The following is a 15,428-nucleotide window of genomic DNA, read 5'->3' as shown; positions in this document are numbered from 1 at the left end:
AGTTGAGACATGGCGACGGCACCCCGCCCGCGCACCACCACCCGCGACCCCGAGGAACTCGCCCAGCGGCTCACCGCCTGGCTCGACGCCCGCCTGCCCGGTGCCAAGGCCGTCGGCATCAGGGTGCCCGCGTCGAACGGCATGTCCAGCGAGACCCTGCTTTTCGACATCGAGCACCCCGAACCACCGTTCCACGCCTGCGCGTTGAGACTCGCGGCCGATCCGGCGGCGTACACCGTCTTCCCGGTCTACGACCTGCCGCGCCAGTTCCGCACGATGCGCCTGGTCGCCGACCGTACGGACCTTCCGGTACCGAAGGTGTGCTGGCTTGAGGAGGATCCCGGGCCGCTCGGCGCGCCGTTCTTCGTCATGGAGCGCGCCGAGGGACGCGTGCCGCCGGACGTCATGCCCTATACGTACGAGGGCAATTGGCTGCACGCGGCGACCGACGCGGAACGCGCACACCTTGAGGCCGCCTCGGTCGGACTCATCGCCCGCCTGCATGACCAAGTCCCTTTGACCGAGGCCGGGTTCCTCACGCTCCCGGGCGACGGTGACGCCCTCCACCGCCACGTCGCATCCCAACGCGCCTACTACGAATGGGTGGTTGACGGACTCGCCCGCTCACCGCTCATCGAGAGCGCCTTCGACCGGCTCACGGAACTCTGGCCGGCGGCCCCCGGCGAACCGGTCCTCAACTGGGGCGACGCGCGCATCGGGAACGTCGTCTACGACGGGTTCGATCCCGTCGCGGTCCTCGACTGGGAGATGGCGGCCCCGGCCCCGCGCGAGGTGGACCTCGGCTGGACCGTCTATCTGCACCGTTTCTTCCAGGACCTCACGGTCGCCTTCGGCCAGCCGGGCCTGCCGGAGTTCTTCCGCCGGGACCGGGTCGAGGCGCGGTATGCCGAACTCACCGGTCACACCCCGCGCGACATGGACTTCTACACCCTGTACGCGGCCCTGCGGCACGCGATCGTGATGCTCCGTATCGCCTACCGGCAGGTGCACTTCGGCGAGGTGGCCGTCCCGGCGGACCCGGACACACTGATCCTGCACCACGGCAGCCTGCGGGCCATGGTGCAGGGCAGCTACTGGGGTTGAGTGAGTGCGCTCAGGCGGCGGGGCGCATGACGGGCACCCGCATCGGGCGCGAACTGGGGCCGCCGACGTGCGAGAAGGGCTGCGTCCGCCAGTCGAGGCCCTGAGGGAGCGTCAACAACAGCGCGGTGTCCTGCTCCTGGGGTTCCGCGGTCTCGTCGGCGGACCGGGCGTCGCCCGCCTCGCGGCCCGTACCGGCGCAGACCGTCAGCCCGAACGGGTTCCACGGCGAGGCGCACAGCGCGTGCTCCGGCAGGACCTCCTCGTCGGCGAGGAGCGCGATGGGCTGCACGCAGTCCGGGCAGATCACCCGGTACATCTCGAAGGTGTCGTACGCGTCGAGCTCCTCGGCGTCGAAATCCTCGGATTCGACGCCCTCCGGCTCGGGCTCGACGACGAGCTGGGGCCGCTTGGGCGCGGTGCGTCCAGGGCGCTTAAGACTCTGCATGGGTTCTCCCCCTACTGGGCTGGGCCGTGAAGGCGCTGCGGCCTCGACCACAGCAAGCACTTCCCGTCCCGTCTCCGCGGTAATCACGAGACCATCACGGAGACCGTCCCGGGCCTGTGGCGTTCGTCACATGCCGCCCGCAGATGCCCGAGGCGGCGGTTTTGTCCCCGGCCGCCACACGGGTCGCTCTCCGCCACATCACGAACCGGGTATGACCGGCGCCGCTGAGGTATCGGAGGAGATCAGACGCACTGTAGGTTCTTGCGTCATGGAGGAGCTGGACCGACAAATCGTGCAGCTGCTCGTCAAGGACGGGCGGATGAGCTACACAGACCTGGGCAAGGCCACGGGCCTGTCCACGTCGGCCGTGCACCAACGGGTGCGCCGGCTGGAGCAGCGGGGCGTCATCCGCGGGTACGCCGCGGTCGTCGACCCGGAGGCGGTGGGTCTGCCCATGACCGCCTTCATCTCGGTGAAACCGTTCGACCCCAGCGCCCCCGACGACATCGCGGACCGCCTCTCCGACGTCCCCGAGATCGAGGCCTGCCACAGCGTCGCGGGCGACGAGAACTACATCCTCAAGGTGCGGGTCTCCACCCCGCACGAACTGGAGGAGCTGCTGGCCCGGCTGCGCGGCCTGGCAGGCGTTTCGACCCGGACCACGGTGGTGCTCTCGACGCCGTACGAGGCCCGCCCGCCCCGCATCTGACGGACCTGCGTGCGGGGCGGTGCCGGTGAGGCGCGAGACTGTTCCCCATGAGTGAGCGCACCCCCGAGCCGTCGACCGTCCTGCTCCGCCGCGGCGAAGTCCACAGTCCCGCCGACCCCTTCGCGACCGCGATGGTCGTGGAGCGCGGCCAGGTCGCCTGGGTCGGCTCCGAGGGCGCCGCCGACGCCTTCGCGGACGGCGTCGACGAGGTGGTCGACCTGGACGGCGCGCTGGTCACCCCGGCGTTCACCGACGCACACGTCCACACCACGGCCACCGGCCTCGCGCTCACCGGCCTCGACCTGTCCGAAGCGCCCTCCCTGGAGGCGGCCCTGTCCCTCGTCCGGGGCTTCGCCGCCGCCCGCCCGGCCGACCGCGTCCTGCTCGGCCACGGCTGGGACGCCGCCCGCTGGCCGGGGGGCCGCCCGCCGACCCGCGCCGAACTCGACACGGCGACCGGCGGACGTCCGCTCTACCTCTCCCGCATCGACGTCCACTCCGCGGTCGTCACCACAGCCCTGCTCGACCTCGTCCCCGGCCTCGCCGCGCTCGACGGCCCCCTCACCGCCGACGCCCACCACGCCGTACGTGCCACCGCGCTCGCCGCCATCACGCCGGAGCAGCGCATCGAGGCCCAGCGCACCGCCCTGGCCCACGCCGCCTCCCTGGGCGTCGGTTCGGTCCACGAGTGCGCCGGACCCGAGATCTCCTCCGAGGACGACTTCACGGGCCTGCTGCGGCTCGCCGCAGAGGAGCCGGGGCCGCGTGTCGTCGGCTACTGGGCCGAGCAGGACGTGGCGAAGGCGCGGGAGCTGGGCGCCGTAGGAGCGGCGGGGGATCTTTTCGTCGACGGTGCTCTCGGGTCGCACACCGCCTGCCTGCACGAGCCGTACACCGACGCCGGGCATGCCGGGATCGCGTACCTCGACGCGGACGCCGTCGCCGCGCATGTCGTCGCCTGCACCGAGGCGGGCCTCCAGGCGGGCTTCCACGCCATCGGGGACGCCGCCGTGACCGCGGTGGTCGACGGCTTCCGGGCAGCCGCGGAGAAGGTCGGCCTGGGCCGCGTCCGCGCCGCCCGTCACCGGATCGAGCACGCCGAGATGCTCACCCCGGAGACCATCGCGGCCTTCGCCGAGCTGGGCCTGACCGCTTCCGTGCAGCCCGCCTTCGACGCGCTGTGGGGCGGCGAGGAGGGCATGTACGCCCAGCGGCTGGGCGTGGAGCGGGCGCGTGCCCTGAACCCCTTCGCGGCCCTGCTGCGGGCCGGTGTGCCCCTCGCCTTCGGCTCCGACAGCCCGGTCACGCCGGTCGACCCGTGGGGGACGGTCCGGGCCGCCGCGTTCCACCGGACGGCTGAACACCGGGTCTCGGTGCGGGCCGCGTTCACCGCGCATACGCGGGGCGGCTGGCGGGCCGTAGGACGGGACGACGCGGGTGTTCTGGTCCCGGGCGCGCCCGCCGACTACGCCGTCTGGCGGACCGACGCCCTGGTGGTGCAGGCGCCCGACGACCGGGTCGCGCGCTGGTCGACCGACCCGCGCTCCGGCACACCCGGACTGCCCGACCTGACGCCGGGCGGGGAGCTTCCCGTCTGTCTGCGCACCGTCGTGGGCGGACGGACGGTGTTCGTACGGCCGGGCGAGTGATCTCCCGGGGTGGCGCGCCCCCGATCCGCGGCCGCCGCCCCGTCGCGCGACCTGCGCGTCCTCTGCCCTGACCAGCCGGTTGAGGGAGAAAGGCCAGGTCAAACGGCTGTTGACAGGCGGCCGCAGGGGGCCGGTAGGTTCGTCCGAGTCCACCACCGGACGCCCGACCGGGGAACCTCCGAGCAATCGCCGAAGCGCCGCTGGGTCAGGGTCGGTGTGCCGCACCGGGCACCGTCACTGGGAGCCAGGCTCAGCGCCCGCGCCACGACGAGGGAACGTTCCGGCCGGTCGGCTGGTGTGACCCGGGTGGGGCCCGGACGTCCAGTAGACAACGGCCTTGGTCGACCCGCAGCCGGCGGGTCCCAGGTCGGCCCGAAGGGCGCCGGGCCCCCATCCGTAGTACACGGGTGCCAAAAGGGGCAGTCTTACCCCGTTCTTGTCGAATCGACACCACCGTACGAACGACGTGGCACGTCATCGCAGGCCGCGGCCACTATGGTGGACGCCTGCGTACGGACATGAAGGGGCAGCAGTGAACGACGGCGACGGAGCCCTCGCGGCACAGGCCCAGGGGCGGAAGTTCGGCCCGCTCGGCACGGCCTTGGTGATCATCCCGACCTACAACGAGGCGGAGAACATCAAGTCCATCGTCCGTCGGGTGCGGCAGTCGGTCCCCGAGGCTCATGTCCTCGTGGCCGACGACAACAGCCCCGACGGCACGGGCAAGCTGGCCGACGAGCTGGCGGCCGAGGACGAACAGGTCCAGGTGCTGCACCGCAAGGGCAAGGAAGGCCTCGGCGCCGCCTACCTGGCGGGCTTCCACTGGGGCATGGACAACGGCTACGGCGTCCTCATCGAGATGGACGCCGACGGCTCCCACCAGCCCGAGGAGCTGCCCCGGCTGCTCACCGCGCTCAAGGGCGCGGACCTGGTGCTCGGCTCCCGCTGGGTGCCCGGCGGCCGGGTGGTGAACTGGCCGAAGTCCCGCGAGTTCATCTCCCGCGGCGGCAGCCTCTACTCGCGCGTGGCCCTCGACCTGCCGCTGCGCGACATCACCGGCGGCTACCGCGCCTTCCGCCGCGAGACCCTCGAAGGCCTCGGCCTGGACGACGTGGCCTCCCAGGGCTACTGCTTCCAGGTCGACCTGGCCCGCCGCGCCGTCAAGGCCGGCTACCACGTCGTCGAGGTCCCCATCACCTTCGTGGAGCGCGAACTCGGCGACTCCAAGATGAGCCGCGACATCCTCGTCGAGGCCCTGTGGCGGGTCACGACGTGGGGCGTGGGCGAGCGCGTCGGCAAACTCCGCGGCCGCGGCAACCCCGGGAGAAAGCCGTCACAGCCGTAGCCCTACGACTTCACAGGCCTCGTTGATCGTCCGCTTATCCCGCCCTGAGCCGGGCCCAGGCACACTGGACGTATGACGACTGGCGCACCGACCCCTTCCTCCGCCGCCCGGCCTCCGCGTTCCCGGCTGCGTACGTTCCTGCCGTTGGGCATCGCCGTGTGGCTGGTGCTGGAGATCTGGCTGCTGACGGTGGTCGCGGGCGCGTCGAGCGGGCTGACGGTCTTCCTGCTGCTGCTCGCCGGGTTCGTGCTCGGTGCCGTGGTGATCAAGCGGGCGGGCCGGCGGGCCTTCCAGAACCTGAGCCAGGCCGTGCAGCAGGGCACCGCCCCGGCCAGCGGCGGTGGCAGCGGCCTGATGATGCTCGGCGGCCTGCTGCTGATGATCCCCGGTCTGATCTCGGACGCCCTGGGCCTGCTCCTGCTGATCCCGCCGGTCCAGAAGGCCCTGGCGCGCTACACGGAGCGCGTGGTCGAGCGGAAGCTCGGCAAGGCCGCCCCCGGCACCCTGGGAGACGCCTTCCAGCAGGCCCGTATGCACCGCCCGGACGGCAAGGTCGTCCAGGGCGAGGTCATCCGGGACGAGCCCGCAGGCGACGCCCCGCAGGGCCCACGTCCGCCGCTCACCCGCTGACCAGGTCGCGGACAGGCAAAAGCGCGGGCGCCGTACAGATTCGTACGGCGCCCGCGCTTACTTGCTTTGTGCCTTGTGCGGTAGAACCGCTCCGCACCTTCAGGACTAGGCCGACTTGCGGCTGTCCCTCGGGTGAACCGCGATATTCATCGCGCCGGAACGGAGAACGGCAAGACGCTCCTCAAGGACCTCTTCGAGCTCCTCGCGGGTGCGCCGCTCCATCAGCATGTCCCAGTGGGTACGCGCGGGCTTGGCCTTCTTTTCCTCAGGGCCGTCGCCGTCGACCAGGAGTGCCTGGGCCCCGCAGACCTTGCACTCCCACTCCGGCGGAATCTCCGCCTCGACCGAGAAGGGCATCTCAAAGCGATGTCCCTTCTCGCATGCGTACTCCACGGCCTGGCGTGGTGCCAGGTCGATACCGCGGTCCGTCTCGTAGCTGGTCACCACGAGGCGCGTGCCGCGAAGAGCTCGCTCACTCATGAATCGTGCCTCCCGGGCTTGTCGCCCACAGGACAGGTGTCGCTGTCGTCGTCATCCGGTCAACGTCCGGTCGGCGGTAAAGATTCCCGTACGGGGTCATGCGTCGCCGTCGTAGCCGCCCCTTGTTGTACCCACCAGCGCCCGGTTTGTCACATCTACTAGCAGATGTCACCTAGCGATTCGTCATCTTTGACGCGCAGTAACGGTACGCCAGGCAGGCCAAACGCGTACACTACCGCCCTTTCGCCTCCAGTGCTAAATCCTCTCGGGAAGAGGATTCCCCGCGTCGCCGATCGCCCGCGCCACCGGAACCCGTGCGAGCAGCACGAATCCCACCACGAAGAAGACCACCAGGGAGATGATCGCGTCCCGATAACTTCCGGTCAGCTGGTAGGTCAGCCCGAAGAGAAGCGGGCCCAGCCAGCTCATGCCCCGATCGCTCATCTCGTACGCCGAGAAGTACTCGGCCTCTTTCCCGGGCGGCACGAGATGGGAGAACAGGGACCGGGACAGCGCCTGGCTGCCGCCCAGGACGAGGCCGATCCCGGCGGCCAGCACGAAGAACCAGACGGGCGCGCCGGCGGGCAGGAAATACCCGGCGGCCAGCGTCACCGTCCACGCGATCAGCGAGCCGAGAATCGTCCGCTTGGCCCCGTACGTCCGGGCGAGTCGCCCCATGCCGAGCGCGCCCGCCACCGCGAGCACCTGGACCATCAGGACGGCCGTGATGAGCGTGGACTGGCTCAGGCCCAGCTCCTCGGAGCCGTACACGGATGCCTGGGAGATCACCGTCTGGATGCCGTCGTTGTAGATCAGATAGGCGAAGAGGAAGGACAGCGTGAGCGGTTTGCCGCGCATGTCCCGGACGGTCGCCGCGAGCTGCCGCCAGCCCTGAGCCGTCGGCGCCTCGGACGTCGTACGGCCGCGGTCGCGCAGCCGTTTCAGCGGTACGAGGGTGAAGGCGCCCCACCAGATCCCGGCCGAGGCGAGACAGATGCGCACGGCCATCGACTCGGAGAGGCCGAACGAGTCGTGGGCGGTGAAAAGGATCAGGTTCAGGACGAGGACCAGGGAACCCGCCGCGTAGCCGAAGGCCCAGCCGCGGGAGGAGACCGCGTCGCGGTCCTCCGGAGGGGCGATCTGCGGAAGGTAGGAGTTGTACACGACCATCGAGACGGCCACGGAGGAGTTGGCCACGATCAGCAGGAAGCCGCCGAGGAGATAGCGGTCGCCGTCCAGGAAGAACAGGCCCGTGGTGGCGGTCGCGCCCACATAGGCGGCGAGCGCCAGGAGGGGCTTCTTGCGGCCCGTGCGGTCGGCCGCCGCGCCCGCCAGGGGCATCACCAGGATCGACACGATGACGGACGCGGAGACGGTGTAGGCGAAGAAGGAACCCGCCCGAATCGGTATCCCCAGGGGATGCACGAACCCGTCCGGGTCCGCCGCCGACTTCGCGACCGTGGTCAAGTAGGGGCCCAGGAACACGGTGAGCACGCTCGTCGAGTAGACGGAGCAGGCCCAGTCGTAGAAGTACCAGCCGCGCTGCTCGCGCCGCCGCTCGTCGGCCTCGTCGGCCGGCCGTGACCGCAGGGTGTCGGTACCCACCCGTGCCCTCGCTTCCCCGTGAACGCGTCGCCCCGGGGGCTCAGGCCCAGACGCCCCGCTCCACCATGACCTCGCGCAGTGTGTCGATGTGATCGGTCATGATGCCATCGACGCCCAGGTCCAGGAGCCGGTGCATGCGATCGGCCTCGTTGATGGTCCACACGTGGACCTGCACCCCGCGCGCGTGGGCGGCGCTCACGAAGCGGCGGTCGACCACGGGGACGCCCGACTGCTCCTCGGGCACCTGGGCTGCGACCGCCGAGCGGCGCACCGGGAGAGGCGCGCCCCAGGACCGCAGCCGCAGATTCAGCACCCCGCGCGTGCCGAACGACGTGGCCAGGCGCGGCCCGCCCAGGTGCTGGGCGCGGACCACGCGCTTCTCGGAGAAGGAGCCGACGAGGACGCGGTTCCAGGAGTCGGTGCGCTCCAGCAGGTCCAGGAGAGGACGGAGTGCCGGCTCCGCCTTGATGTCGACGTTCCAGCGCACCTCGGGGAAGGTCTCCAGCAACTCCTCGAAGAGGGGCACCGGTTCCTTGCCCGCCACGCGCGCGTGGCTCACGTCCGACCAGAACAGGTCCGCGATCCGCCCGGCGCCGTCGGTCACCCGGTCCAGGGTCTCGTCGTGGAAGGCGACGAGCTTCCCGTCCGCCGTGGCGTGGACGTCGGTCTCGATGTACCGGTAGCCCAGCTCCACCGCGCGGCGGAACTGGAACACGGTGTTCTCCAGGCCGTCCGCCGCCCCGCCCCGGTGGGCGAAGGGGATGGGGCCGGGGTGATCGAGGTACGGATGACGTATGAGCGTGGTCACCGGGGCAGTATCGCCCGTTCCGGTGACCCGGTGGCTACGACCGTGCTGCCGCCGGATGCCGACGGGACGGCGAACACGCGCAGGAACAGCTGGGCCAGCGGCCCGATCGCCACGGCGTACAGCAGGGTGCCGATGCCGACGGTGCCGCCGAGCGCGAAGCCGGCGGCCACGACCGCGACCTCGATCACCGTCCGCATCAGCCGGATCGACCGGCCCGTGAGCCGGTGCAGCCCGGTCATCAGCCCGTCGCGGGGTCCCGGCCCGAAGTTCGCGGAGATGTAGAGCCCGGTGGCGGCCCCGTTGAGCAGGATGCCCGCCAGCAGCAGCGGAATCCGTACGGCCAGACCGTGCGCGTCGGGCACCAGCGCGAGGGTGCCGTCCATGGCCAGGCCGACCACGAACACGTTGGAGACCGTGCCGAGGCCCGGGCGCTGGCGCAGCGGGATCCACAGGAGCAGCACCGCCGCGCCCACGATGATCGAGACGACGCCGATCGTCAGGCCGGTGAGTTCGGCGAGGCCCTGGTGCAGCACGTTCCAGGGCTCCAGGCCCAGGCCCGACACCACCAGGAGCGCCGAACTGGCGCCGTAGAGGGCGAGTCCGACGTACAGCTGGACCAACCGTCGTCCGAGGCGGCTCTGCGTGGACAAAGGGGGCTCCTTGGTGGTGGTAGTGGCCTGACACATGGCACTCTGTGGCTTGAGAACGAATGCCATCCATGGCCAATTCAGGGAAGGTGGACTGGTTTCCATGGCGCAGTGGACCTCGGCGATGGGCGCCGCGCAGCTCGCCCGGCTGCTCAACTCCCAGCAGGACCGGCCCGCCGGACCCGGCACCCGCCGCCCGCCCGCCTACCGCGCGCTCGCGGACGGCATCCGCCTGCTCGTGCTGGAGGGGCGCGTCCCGGTGGCCGCCCGACTGCCCGCCGAGCGGGAGTTGGCGCTCGCGCTGTCCGTCAGCCGCACCACGGTCGCCGCCGCTTACGAGGCGCTGCGCACCGAGGGGTTCCTGGAGTCCCGGCGCGGGGCCGGCAGCTGGACCGCCGTACCGGCCGGAAACCCGCTCCCCGCGCGCGGGTTGGAGCCGTTGCCCCCGGAGGCCCTCGGTTCGGTGATCGACCTCGGCTGCGCCTCGCTGCCCGCGCCCGAGCCGTGGCTCACGCGGGCCGTGCAGGGCGCCCTGGAGGAGCTGCCGCCGTACGCCCACACGCACGGCGACTATCCGGCCGGGCTGCCCGCGCTGCGCGCGATGATCGCCGAGCGGTACACCCTGCGCGGGATCCCGACGATGCCCGAGCAGATCATGGTGACGACCGGCGCGATGGGTGCCATCGACGCCATCTGCCATCTCTTCGCGGGGCGCGGCGAGCGGGTCGCCGTCGAGTCGCCCTCGTACGCCAACATCCTTCAGCTGATGCGGGAGGCGGGCGCCCGGCTGGTGCCCGTGGCGATGGCCGACGGGCTCTCCGGCTGGGACATGGACCGCTGGCGCCAAGTGCTGCGCGACTCCGCACCCCGGCTCGCGTACGTCGTCGCCGACTTCCACAACCCGACCGGCGCCCTCGCCGGCGACGACCAGCGGCGCCAACTCGTCGACGCGGCCCGCTCGGCCGGTACCGTGCTCGTCGCCGACGAGACGATGACCGAGCTGTGGCTGGACGACGACGTCGAGATGCCGCGCCCCGTCTGCGGCTTCGACCCGGCGGGCTCGACGGTGATCACCGTCGGCTCCGCCAGCAAGGCCTTCTGGGCAGGCATGCGCATCGGCTGGGTCCGCGCGGCCCCCGACGTCATCCGCAGCCTGGTCGCCGCCCGCGCCTACGCCGACCTCGGCACCCCCGTGCTGGAGCAGCTCGCCGTCAACTGGCTGTTCAGCACCGGCGGTTGGGAAGAAGCCGTGGAGATCCGGCGCGCCCAGGCCCGCGAGAACCGGGATGCGCTGGTCGGGGCGCTGCGGCGGCAACTGCCCGACTGGGAGTTCGAGGTGCCCAAGGGCGGGCTCACGCTGTGGGTGCGCACCGGCGGACTGTCGGGCTCACGGCTCGCCGAGATGGGGGAGCGGGTGGGCCTGCGGGTCCCGTCCGGGCCGCGCTTCGGCGTCGACGGCGCCTTCGAGGGGTATGTGCGACTGCCGTTCACCGTGGGCGGCGCGGTGGCAGAGGAGGCGGCGGTACGGCTGGCCGCGGCGGCCCGGCTGGTGGAGAACGGCGTCACCGGGGGCGGCGATTCGCCCCGTACGTTCGTGGCGTAGACGAGTCTCCAGGTGCCCGGTTTCGGTGCGGGCGGGCGACTCCCGGCCCCGCCCGCACCGAAACCCGGGCTGTTACGAAGTCTCCGCCACGGCGGCCTCGACCGCCGCTTCCGCGTGGAGTGCCTCGGTCGGCAGGGTCCCCTCCGCGTCCACCGGTGTCGTGTGCGGCGGGAGCAGGGCCAGGACCGCCTGGCGGTGCGCGTCGTTCGTCGCGTCGTCGTACGGGTCCGGGGTCGCCGGGACCTGGAGGCGGTGGACGGGGCCGTTGCCGAGGCGGGCGTAGCCGCGGCCCGGGGGGACCTGGGCGATCGGCGTGGTGTGCGGGGGAGCGCCCAGGACCGCCTCCAACTGGGCGGTGGTGGCGGGGCCGAGGACGACACGCGCGCGTGTGTGCTGTCGTACCGCGTCGCTGAGGGTGTCCGCGCTGTCGAACTGGTCGGCCACCACCACGGTCACATTGGCCGCGCGGCCGTGCCGGAGGGGGACCTGGAGCAGGCACTGCGGGTCCTTGCGGCCGTCGGCCGTCGCCACGTGGGCGAAGGCGCTCGGGCGGTCCAGGATGATCCACAGGGGGCGCCTGGTGTCGTCCGGTGCCGGTTGGCCCGACTGGCGGGCGCGGTTGGCCGCGATCAGCCGGCGTTCCGTTTCGTGGGACGCCCACTCCAGGCTGGCCAGGGCTCCGGCCAGCCCGCATTCGACCGCGAGGACCCCGTCCCGGCCGGTGAGGCACGCGTACTCGCCGGTGCCGCCGCCCTCGACGATCAGGACGTCGCCGTACTGGAGGGCCTGCAGGGCGATGGAGCGCAGCAGGGTGGTGGTGCCGCTGCCGGGCTGGCCCATGACCAGCAGGTTCGGCTCGGTGGAGCGGATGCCGGTGCGCCAGACGACCGGCGGGACGTCGCTCTGTTCCTCACCGTGGGTGAGGGGGAGCGTGCGGAGGACCTGGGTCGGGTCGGTGAAGCCCAGCACGGTCTCGCCGGGGGCGGTGACGAAGCGCTGGGCGGCGATGTCGGTGGGGAGCGGGGCGAGGACGCCGATCGTGAGCTGGTTGCCCTCCTCGTCCCACGCGAAGTGGTACTCCCGGCCGCGGCCGGACTTCGCGGTGAGCAGCTGCTCGATCCGCGCGCGGGACTCGGCCTCGCCGTCGGTGAAGTACGCCGGATAGCGGACGACCAGATGGGAGACCCGGCCCGCGCCGTCGAACTCGTAGGCGGGGAAGGCCTTCTCCCAGTCTCCGCCGTGGGCGAACAGGGGCGCCGGGTCCTCGGCGGCCGAGAAGTAGGGCACCAGCGCCTCGTAGAGGGACTGCAGGCGCTGGGTCTGGGACTCGTCGGGCCCTTCGGGCGCCGGAGGCGTGCGGTCCCGGCCCTGCCATGCCGCCGCCGCCATCAGGGTGATGGCGGCGAGCAGCGGGCCGTACGGGACCAGGGCCACGACCAGGATCACCGAGGCCACCAGGAAGAGCAGCGGCCCGCGCTTGTCCTTGGGGGTCTCGGCCCATCTGCGCCGGCCGGCGGATGCCAGCCGGCGCAGACCCTTGGTGATCGTGATCAGCGGATGGAGGACATCGGTGGCGCTGTCGGCCGCCGTCCGGGCCAGCTCCCGGCTCCGGGCGATCTGGGCGGTGCCGTTGCTCAGGATGCGGGGGAGGGGGCGCCGGGCCACTGCTGTCTCCTGAAGGTCCGTACGGGTGGTTGCGTCAGAACTTGATGCCGCCGAGGAGGCTCGCCAGGCTCTCGCCGCCGGCTTTGATGCTCGGCGCGATGGCCGTGCTGGCCATGTAGAAGCCGAAGAGCGCGGCCACAATGGCGTGGGAGGCCTTGAGTCCGTCCTTCTTGAAGAAGAGGAAGACGATGATGCCGAGAAGGACGACGCCTGACATGGACAGGATCATTTGAGCTCTCCTGGTTCGTGGGGACAGTCACCATGAGTTGTTCCAGGATCACAGGATGTATCCATACGATAAAAGGTGCAAGTGGGTGAATTTCGGCGAATTTCCCTCGGATGGTGGAGCGCGTTCGGGCCGTCTGAGCAGGGGTTTCACCTGTGTCGGGTCCAAGGGTGATCTTTGCCTCGGAGGGGGCCGGTCATGTGCCTGTGGAGCCAGTACGCTGGCGATTCACCCGTACTAGTGAGAGGCGGTCAGGCCGATGAGTGAAGCCCCCGACCCCGAGGTCGTGGAGCTCGCGACCAAGATCTTCGATCTGGCCCGCCAGGGCGGGACCGAGGCGCTGGTCGCCTACGTGGACGCGGGCGTCCCGGCCAACCTCACCAATGACCGCGGCGACTCCCTGGTGATGCTCGCCGCCTACCACGGGCACGCCGACGCCGTACGGGCCCTGCTGGCGCGCGGCGCCGAGGCCGACCGGATCAACGACCGGGGCCAGACGCCGCTCGCCGGAGCCGTCTTCAAGGGCGAGCAAGAGGTGATCGAGGTCCTGCTGGAGGCCGGCGCCGATCCGGCCGCGGGCACCCCGTCGGCGGTCGACACGGCCCGGATGTTCGCCAAGGCCGAGCTGCTGGAGCTGTTCGGCGCTCACTGACACGCGGCCCGTCGGCAGCGAAGACGGGCCTTCTGACCAGGTACGACAAGGAAAACGGGGGAAAACGGGGGAAGGCAGCACGGCGCCGCCCGAAATTTCGGTCGCGGCATCGAGAACTGCCGGGTCATCATGACGTCGTGATTTACGGACGCGATGGCTGGGCAGGTGTTGCCGCACCGCGCGGGCCGTAGTTGCGGCCCGCATGGGCCACCTACGAGAGGCAGAGGAAAATGGTCTACAGCAAGCAGGAAACGGCGGGCGCCCCGACGTGTTGTCACGCGGCCAGGTAGTGCACGTCCCCCGGTTGCGTCGACGCTTGATGTGAGGCTGTTTCCCATGTTCGATCCGGTCATAGCGCCCAGCGGTACGCTGCTCGGCCTGCTTCAGCGGGGCCGCGGCGACGGCACACTGCACGCGCTCACCGCACCCCGTGCCGAGGCACTCGCGGCACTGAACCACTGTGTGCTGCGCGACCCCCGCCACGACTGGCAGGTGGAGAACCGCTCCCTGTACTACGCCCGTCTGTACCTCGATCTGGGCGGCGACCTGGACGCCGTGGAGGCCCACCTCTTCGACACCGAGGACGTCCTCGACACCGAGGAGTCCCGTACGGGCCTCGCGCTCGCCGTCCTCGGGCACCTCGCCTCCTACGGCAGGCGCGACGCGCTCCTTCTGCTGCGCAGGTACGCGGCCTCCGGCAGCAACTGGGCCTGGGCGCTGGACGAGCTGGCGCTCAGGGACGACGACGCGGGCCTGCGCGCCCTCGCCGCTCCCGTGCTGGCGCGTTTCCCGGCCGACCCCGAGGGCGAGGCCGAACTGGCCACCGCCGTGCGGGACGCCTTCGAACCCCGGCCCTGGCGGCTGTGGGCCGAGGACCCACGCGAATCGATCGCCACGCGCGTGCGTGCCGCCCAGGAGGCCGGCTGCTTCGACCTCTGGCAACGCCAGATGCGACCTACCGGGCCCCGTCCGGGGTGGAGCGTGCAAGCGGTGTTCGAATGGGCCCAGCAGGGCGTCGAACGCGGAGCCGCGCTGCACGTCCCCGCCGCCCGCTGCCTCACCGCCGTCGCGGGTCCCGAGGACCGGCCCGAGATCGTCGAGGCCGCCAAGGACGGCGGCGAGGGCGCCCGCTGCACCGCACTGCGCTATCTCGCCGACAGCAACGATCCCGAAGCCCTCCCCCTCATCGAACGCGCGGTGGCCACCGGCCCGGCACCTGTCGTGGACGCCGCCGTGGACGCCTTCGAACGGATGCGGTCCGTCGCCGCCGTGGACCGCGCCCGCGGCTGGGCCCGCCGCCCCGACCCGCTCGGCGCCGCCGCAGGACGCATGCTCGCCTGCCGGGGCGGAGCCCAGGACAGCGACCTCGTCCTCGGCGCCCTCAGGGAGGCCGTCATGGGCGAAGGACCCGACGCCCCGACCCTGTGGACCCTCGTCGACGGCGCCGGACGGCTCGGCATCGCCTGCGCCGCCCCCGTCCTGCGCCATGTGTACCGCGAGACCGCCTCGTCCCATCTGCGCGGCCGGGCCGCCCGCGCCCTGGCCGCCACCGATCCCTCCTACCCCACCGGCTTCGCCGTCGAGTGCCTCTGGGACTGCGAGGAGACCACCCGCGAGATCGCCGCCCGGCACGCCGAGACCGCCGACGCCCGCGTCGTGGAGCAGCTCCGCAGGCTCGCCGCCGACCCGGCCGAGGAAGCGGAAGTCCAGACAGCCGTACGGAGCCGGATCGGGCCCGACGCCCCCGCAGTGTGAACGTGGGATGACCCGCGGGTCAGACGCGCATGGACGCCGTCTGACCTGCTCGGGTGTGCAGCGCAACGCTCACGGGACGTTCACCGTTCGCATAGATCCACGTTG

Annotated in this window: 15 protein-coding genes; 8 read left to right on the top strand and 7 right to left on the bottom strand. The window is 71.6% G+C overall.

Annotated features, from left to right (window positions below):
• The first annotated feature begins 9 nt into the window (after positions 1–9).
• The gene (locus ACGFY9_RS42770) at positions 10–1,104 is read left to right on the top strand and encodes a phosphotransferase family protein (RefSeq protein WP_393763622.1); all 1,095 of its coding nucleotides are present in this window, start codon (positions 10–12) and stop codon (positions 1,102–1,104) included.
• 10 nt (positions 1,105–1,114) lie between these two features.
• Here the strand turns inward: ACGFY9_RS42770 and ACGFY9_RS42765 are convergent, their stop codons facing one another.
• A complete protein-coding gene (locus ACGFY9_RS42765) occupies positions 1,115–1,549 on the bottom strand; it encodes a hypothetical protein (protein ID WP_393763620.1) in 435 nt (144 codons plus the stop codon).
• 268 nt (positions 1,550–1,817) lie between these two features.
• On the opposite strand from ACGFY9_RS42765, the gene ACGFY9_RS42760 reads away from it, so the two are divergent.
• The 4 genes from ACGFY9_RS42760 to fxsA all read left to right on the top strand — a co-directional run bounded on the left by ACGFY9_RS42760 (position 1,818) and on the right by fxsA (position 5,882).
• Positions 1,818–2,258: an Lrp/AsnC family transcriptional regulator gene (locus ACGFY9_RS42760; RefSeq protein ID WP_026150833.1), complete on the top strand. Its 441-nt coding sequence runs from the start codon at positions 1,818–1,820 to the stop codon at positions 2,256–2,258.
• Positions 2,259–2,305: 47 nt separating this feature from the next.
• Positions 2,306–3,907 (top strand): amidohydrolase, encoded by a 1,602-nt coding sequence (locus tag ACGFY9_RS42755; RefSeq protein WP_393763618.1) that lies wholly within the window; start codon positions 2,306–2,308, stop codon positions 3,905–3,907.
• 532 nt (positions 3,908–4,439) lie between these two features.
• A complete protein-coding gene (locus ACGFY9_RS42750) occupies positions 4,440–5,252 on the top strand; it encodes a polyprenol monophosphomannose synthase (protein ID WP_393763616.1) in 813 nt (270 codons plus the stop codon).
• 72 nt (positions 5,253–5,324) lie between these two features.
• Positions 5,325–5,882, top strand: coding sequence for an FxsA family membrane protein (gene fxsA / locus ACGFY9_RS42745; RefSeq protein ID WP_393763614.1), 558 nt, complete (start codon positions 5,325–5,327; stop codon positions 5,880–5,882).
• A 105-nt stretch (positions 5,883–5,987) separates the two neighbouring features.
• Here fxsA and ACGFY9_RS42740 read toward each other — a convergent pair whose 3' ends face one another.
• The 4 genes from ACGFY9_RS42740 to ACGFY9_RS42725 all read right to left on the bottom strand — a co-directional run bounded on the left by ACGFY9_RS42740 (position 5,988) and on the right by ACGFY9_RS42725 (position 9,461).
• Positions 5,988–6,362: an RNA polymerase-binding protein RbpA gene (locus ACGFY9_RS42740; protein ID WP_003977404.1), complete on the bottom strand. Its 375-nt coding sequence runs from the start codon at positions 6,360–6,362 to the stop codon at positions 5,988–5,990.
• A gap of 255 nt (positions 6,363–6,617) precedes the next feature.
• On the bottom strand, positions 6,618–7,967 hold the full coding sequence (locus ACGFY9_RS42735) for an MFS transporter (RefSeq protein ID WP_393763612.1): 1,350 nt from the start codon (positions 7,965–7,967) through the stop codon (positions 6,618–6,620).
• Between the two features lie 40 nt (positions 7,968–8,007).
• Entirely contained in the window at positions 8,008–8,775 is a 768-nt protein-coding gene (locus tag ACGFY9_RS42730; RefSeq protein WP_393763610.1) for a glycerophosphodiester phosphodiesterase, read from the bottom strand.
• Positions 8,772–9,461 carry a YitT family protein gene (locus ACGFY9_RS42725; protein WP_393763608.1) on the bottom strand — a complete coding sequence of 230 codons (690 nt, stop codon included), beginning with the start codon at positions 9,459–9,461 and terminating at the stop codon, positions 8,772–8,774. The genes ACGFY9_RS42730 and ACGFY9_RS42725 overlap by 4 nt, the downstream gene beginning before the upstream one ends.
• A gap of 64 nt (positions 9,462–9,525) precedes the next feature.
• Here ACGFY9_RS42725 and ACGFY9_RS42720 point away from each other — a divergent pair, with 64 nt between their 5' ends.
• A complete protein-coding gene (locus ACGFY9_RS42720; protein WP_393763606.1) occupies positions 9,526–11,025 on the top strand; it encodes a PLP-dependent aminotransferase family protein in 1,500 nt (499 codons plus the stop codon).
• A 72-nt stretch (positions 11,026–11,097) separates the two neighbouring features.
• Here ACGFY9_RS42720 and ACGFY9_RS42715 read toward each other — a convergent pair whose 3' ends face one another.
• Complete coding sequence (locus tag ACGFY9_RS42715) at positions 11,098–12,690, bottom strand: hypothetical protein (RefSeq protein ID WP_393763605.1); 1,593 nt, start codon at positions 12,688–12,690, stop codon at positions 11,098–11,100.
• A 34-nt stretch (positions 12,691–12,724) separates the two neighbouring features.
• Positions 12,725–12,919 (bottom strand): hypothetical protein, encoded by a 195-nt coding sequence (locus ACGFY9_RS42710; protein ID WP_019066471.1) that lies wholly within the window; start codon positions 12,917–12,919, stop codon positions 12,725–12,727.
• A gap of 256 nt (positions 12,920–13,175) precedes the next feature.
• Between ACGFY9_RS42710 and ACGFY9_RS42705 the strand changes: the two genes are divergently transcribed.
• Together ACGFY9_RS42705 and ACGFY9_RS42700 are read left to right on the top strand one after the other, a co-directional pair.
• Positions 13,176–13,568 (top strand): ankyrin repeat domain-containing protein, encoded by a 393-nt coding sequence (locus ACGFY9_RS42705; protein WP_329245706.1) that lies wholly within the window; start codon positions 13,176–13,178, stop codon positions 13,566–13,568.
• A gap of 336 nt (positions 13,569–13,904) precedes the next feature.
• Positions 13,905–15,323: a HEAT repeat domain-containing protein gene (locus tag ACGFY9_RS42700; RefSeq protein WP_393763604.1), complete on the top strand. Its 1,419-nt coding sequence runs from the start codon at positions 13,905–13,907 to the stop codon at positions 15,321–15,323.
• Positions 15,324–15,428 lie beyond the last annotated feature (105 nt).

The organism is Streptomyces sp. NPDC048504 (assembly GCF_043200035.1).
GTDB lineage: Bacteria > Actinomycetota > Actinomycetes > Streptomycetales > Streptomycetaceae > Streptomyces.
The sequence above is the reverse complement of the archived record's forward strand: the minus strand, read 5'-3'. Positions and strand labels throughout refer to the sequence as shown.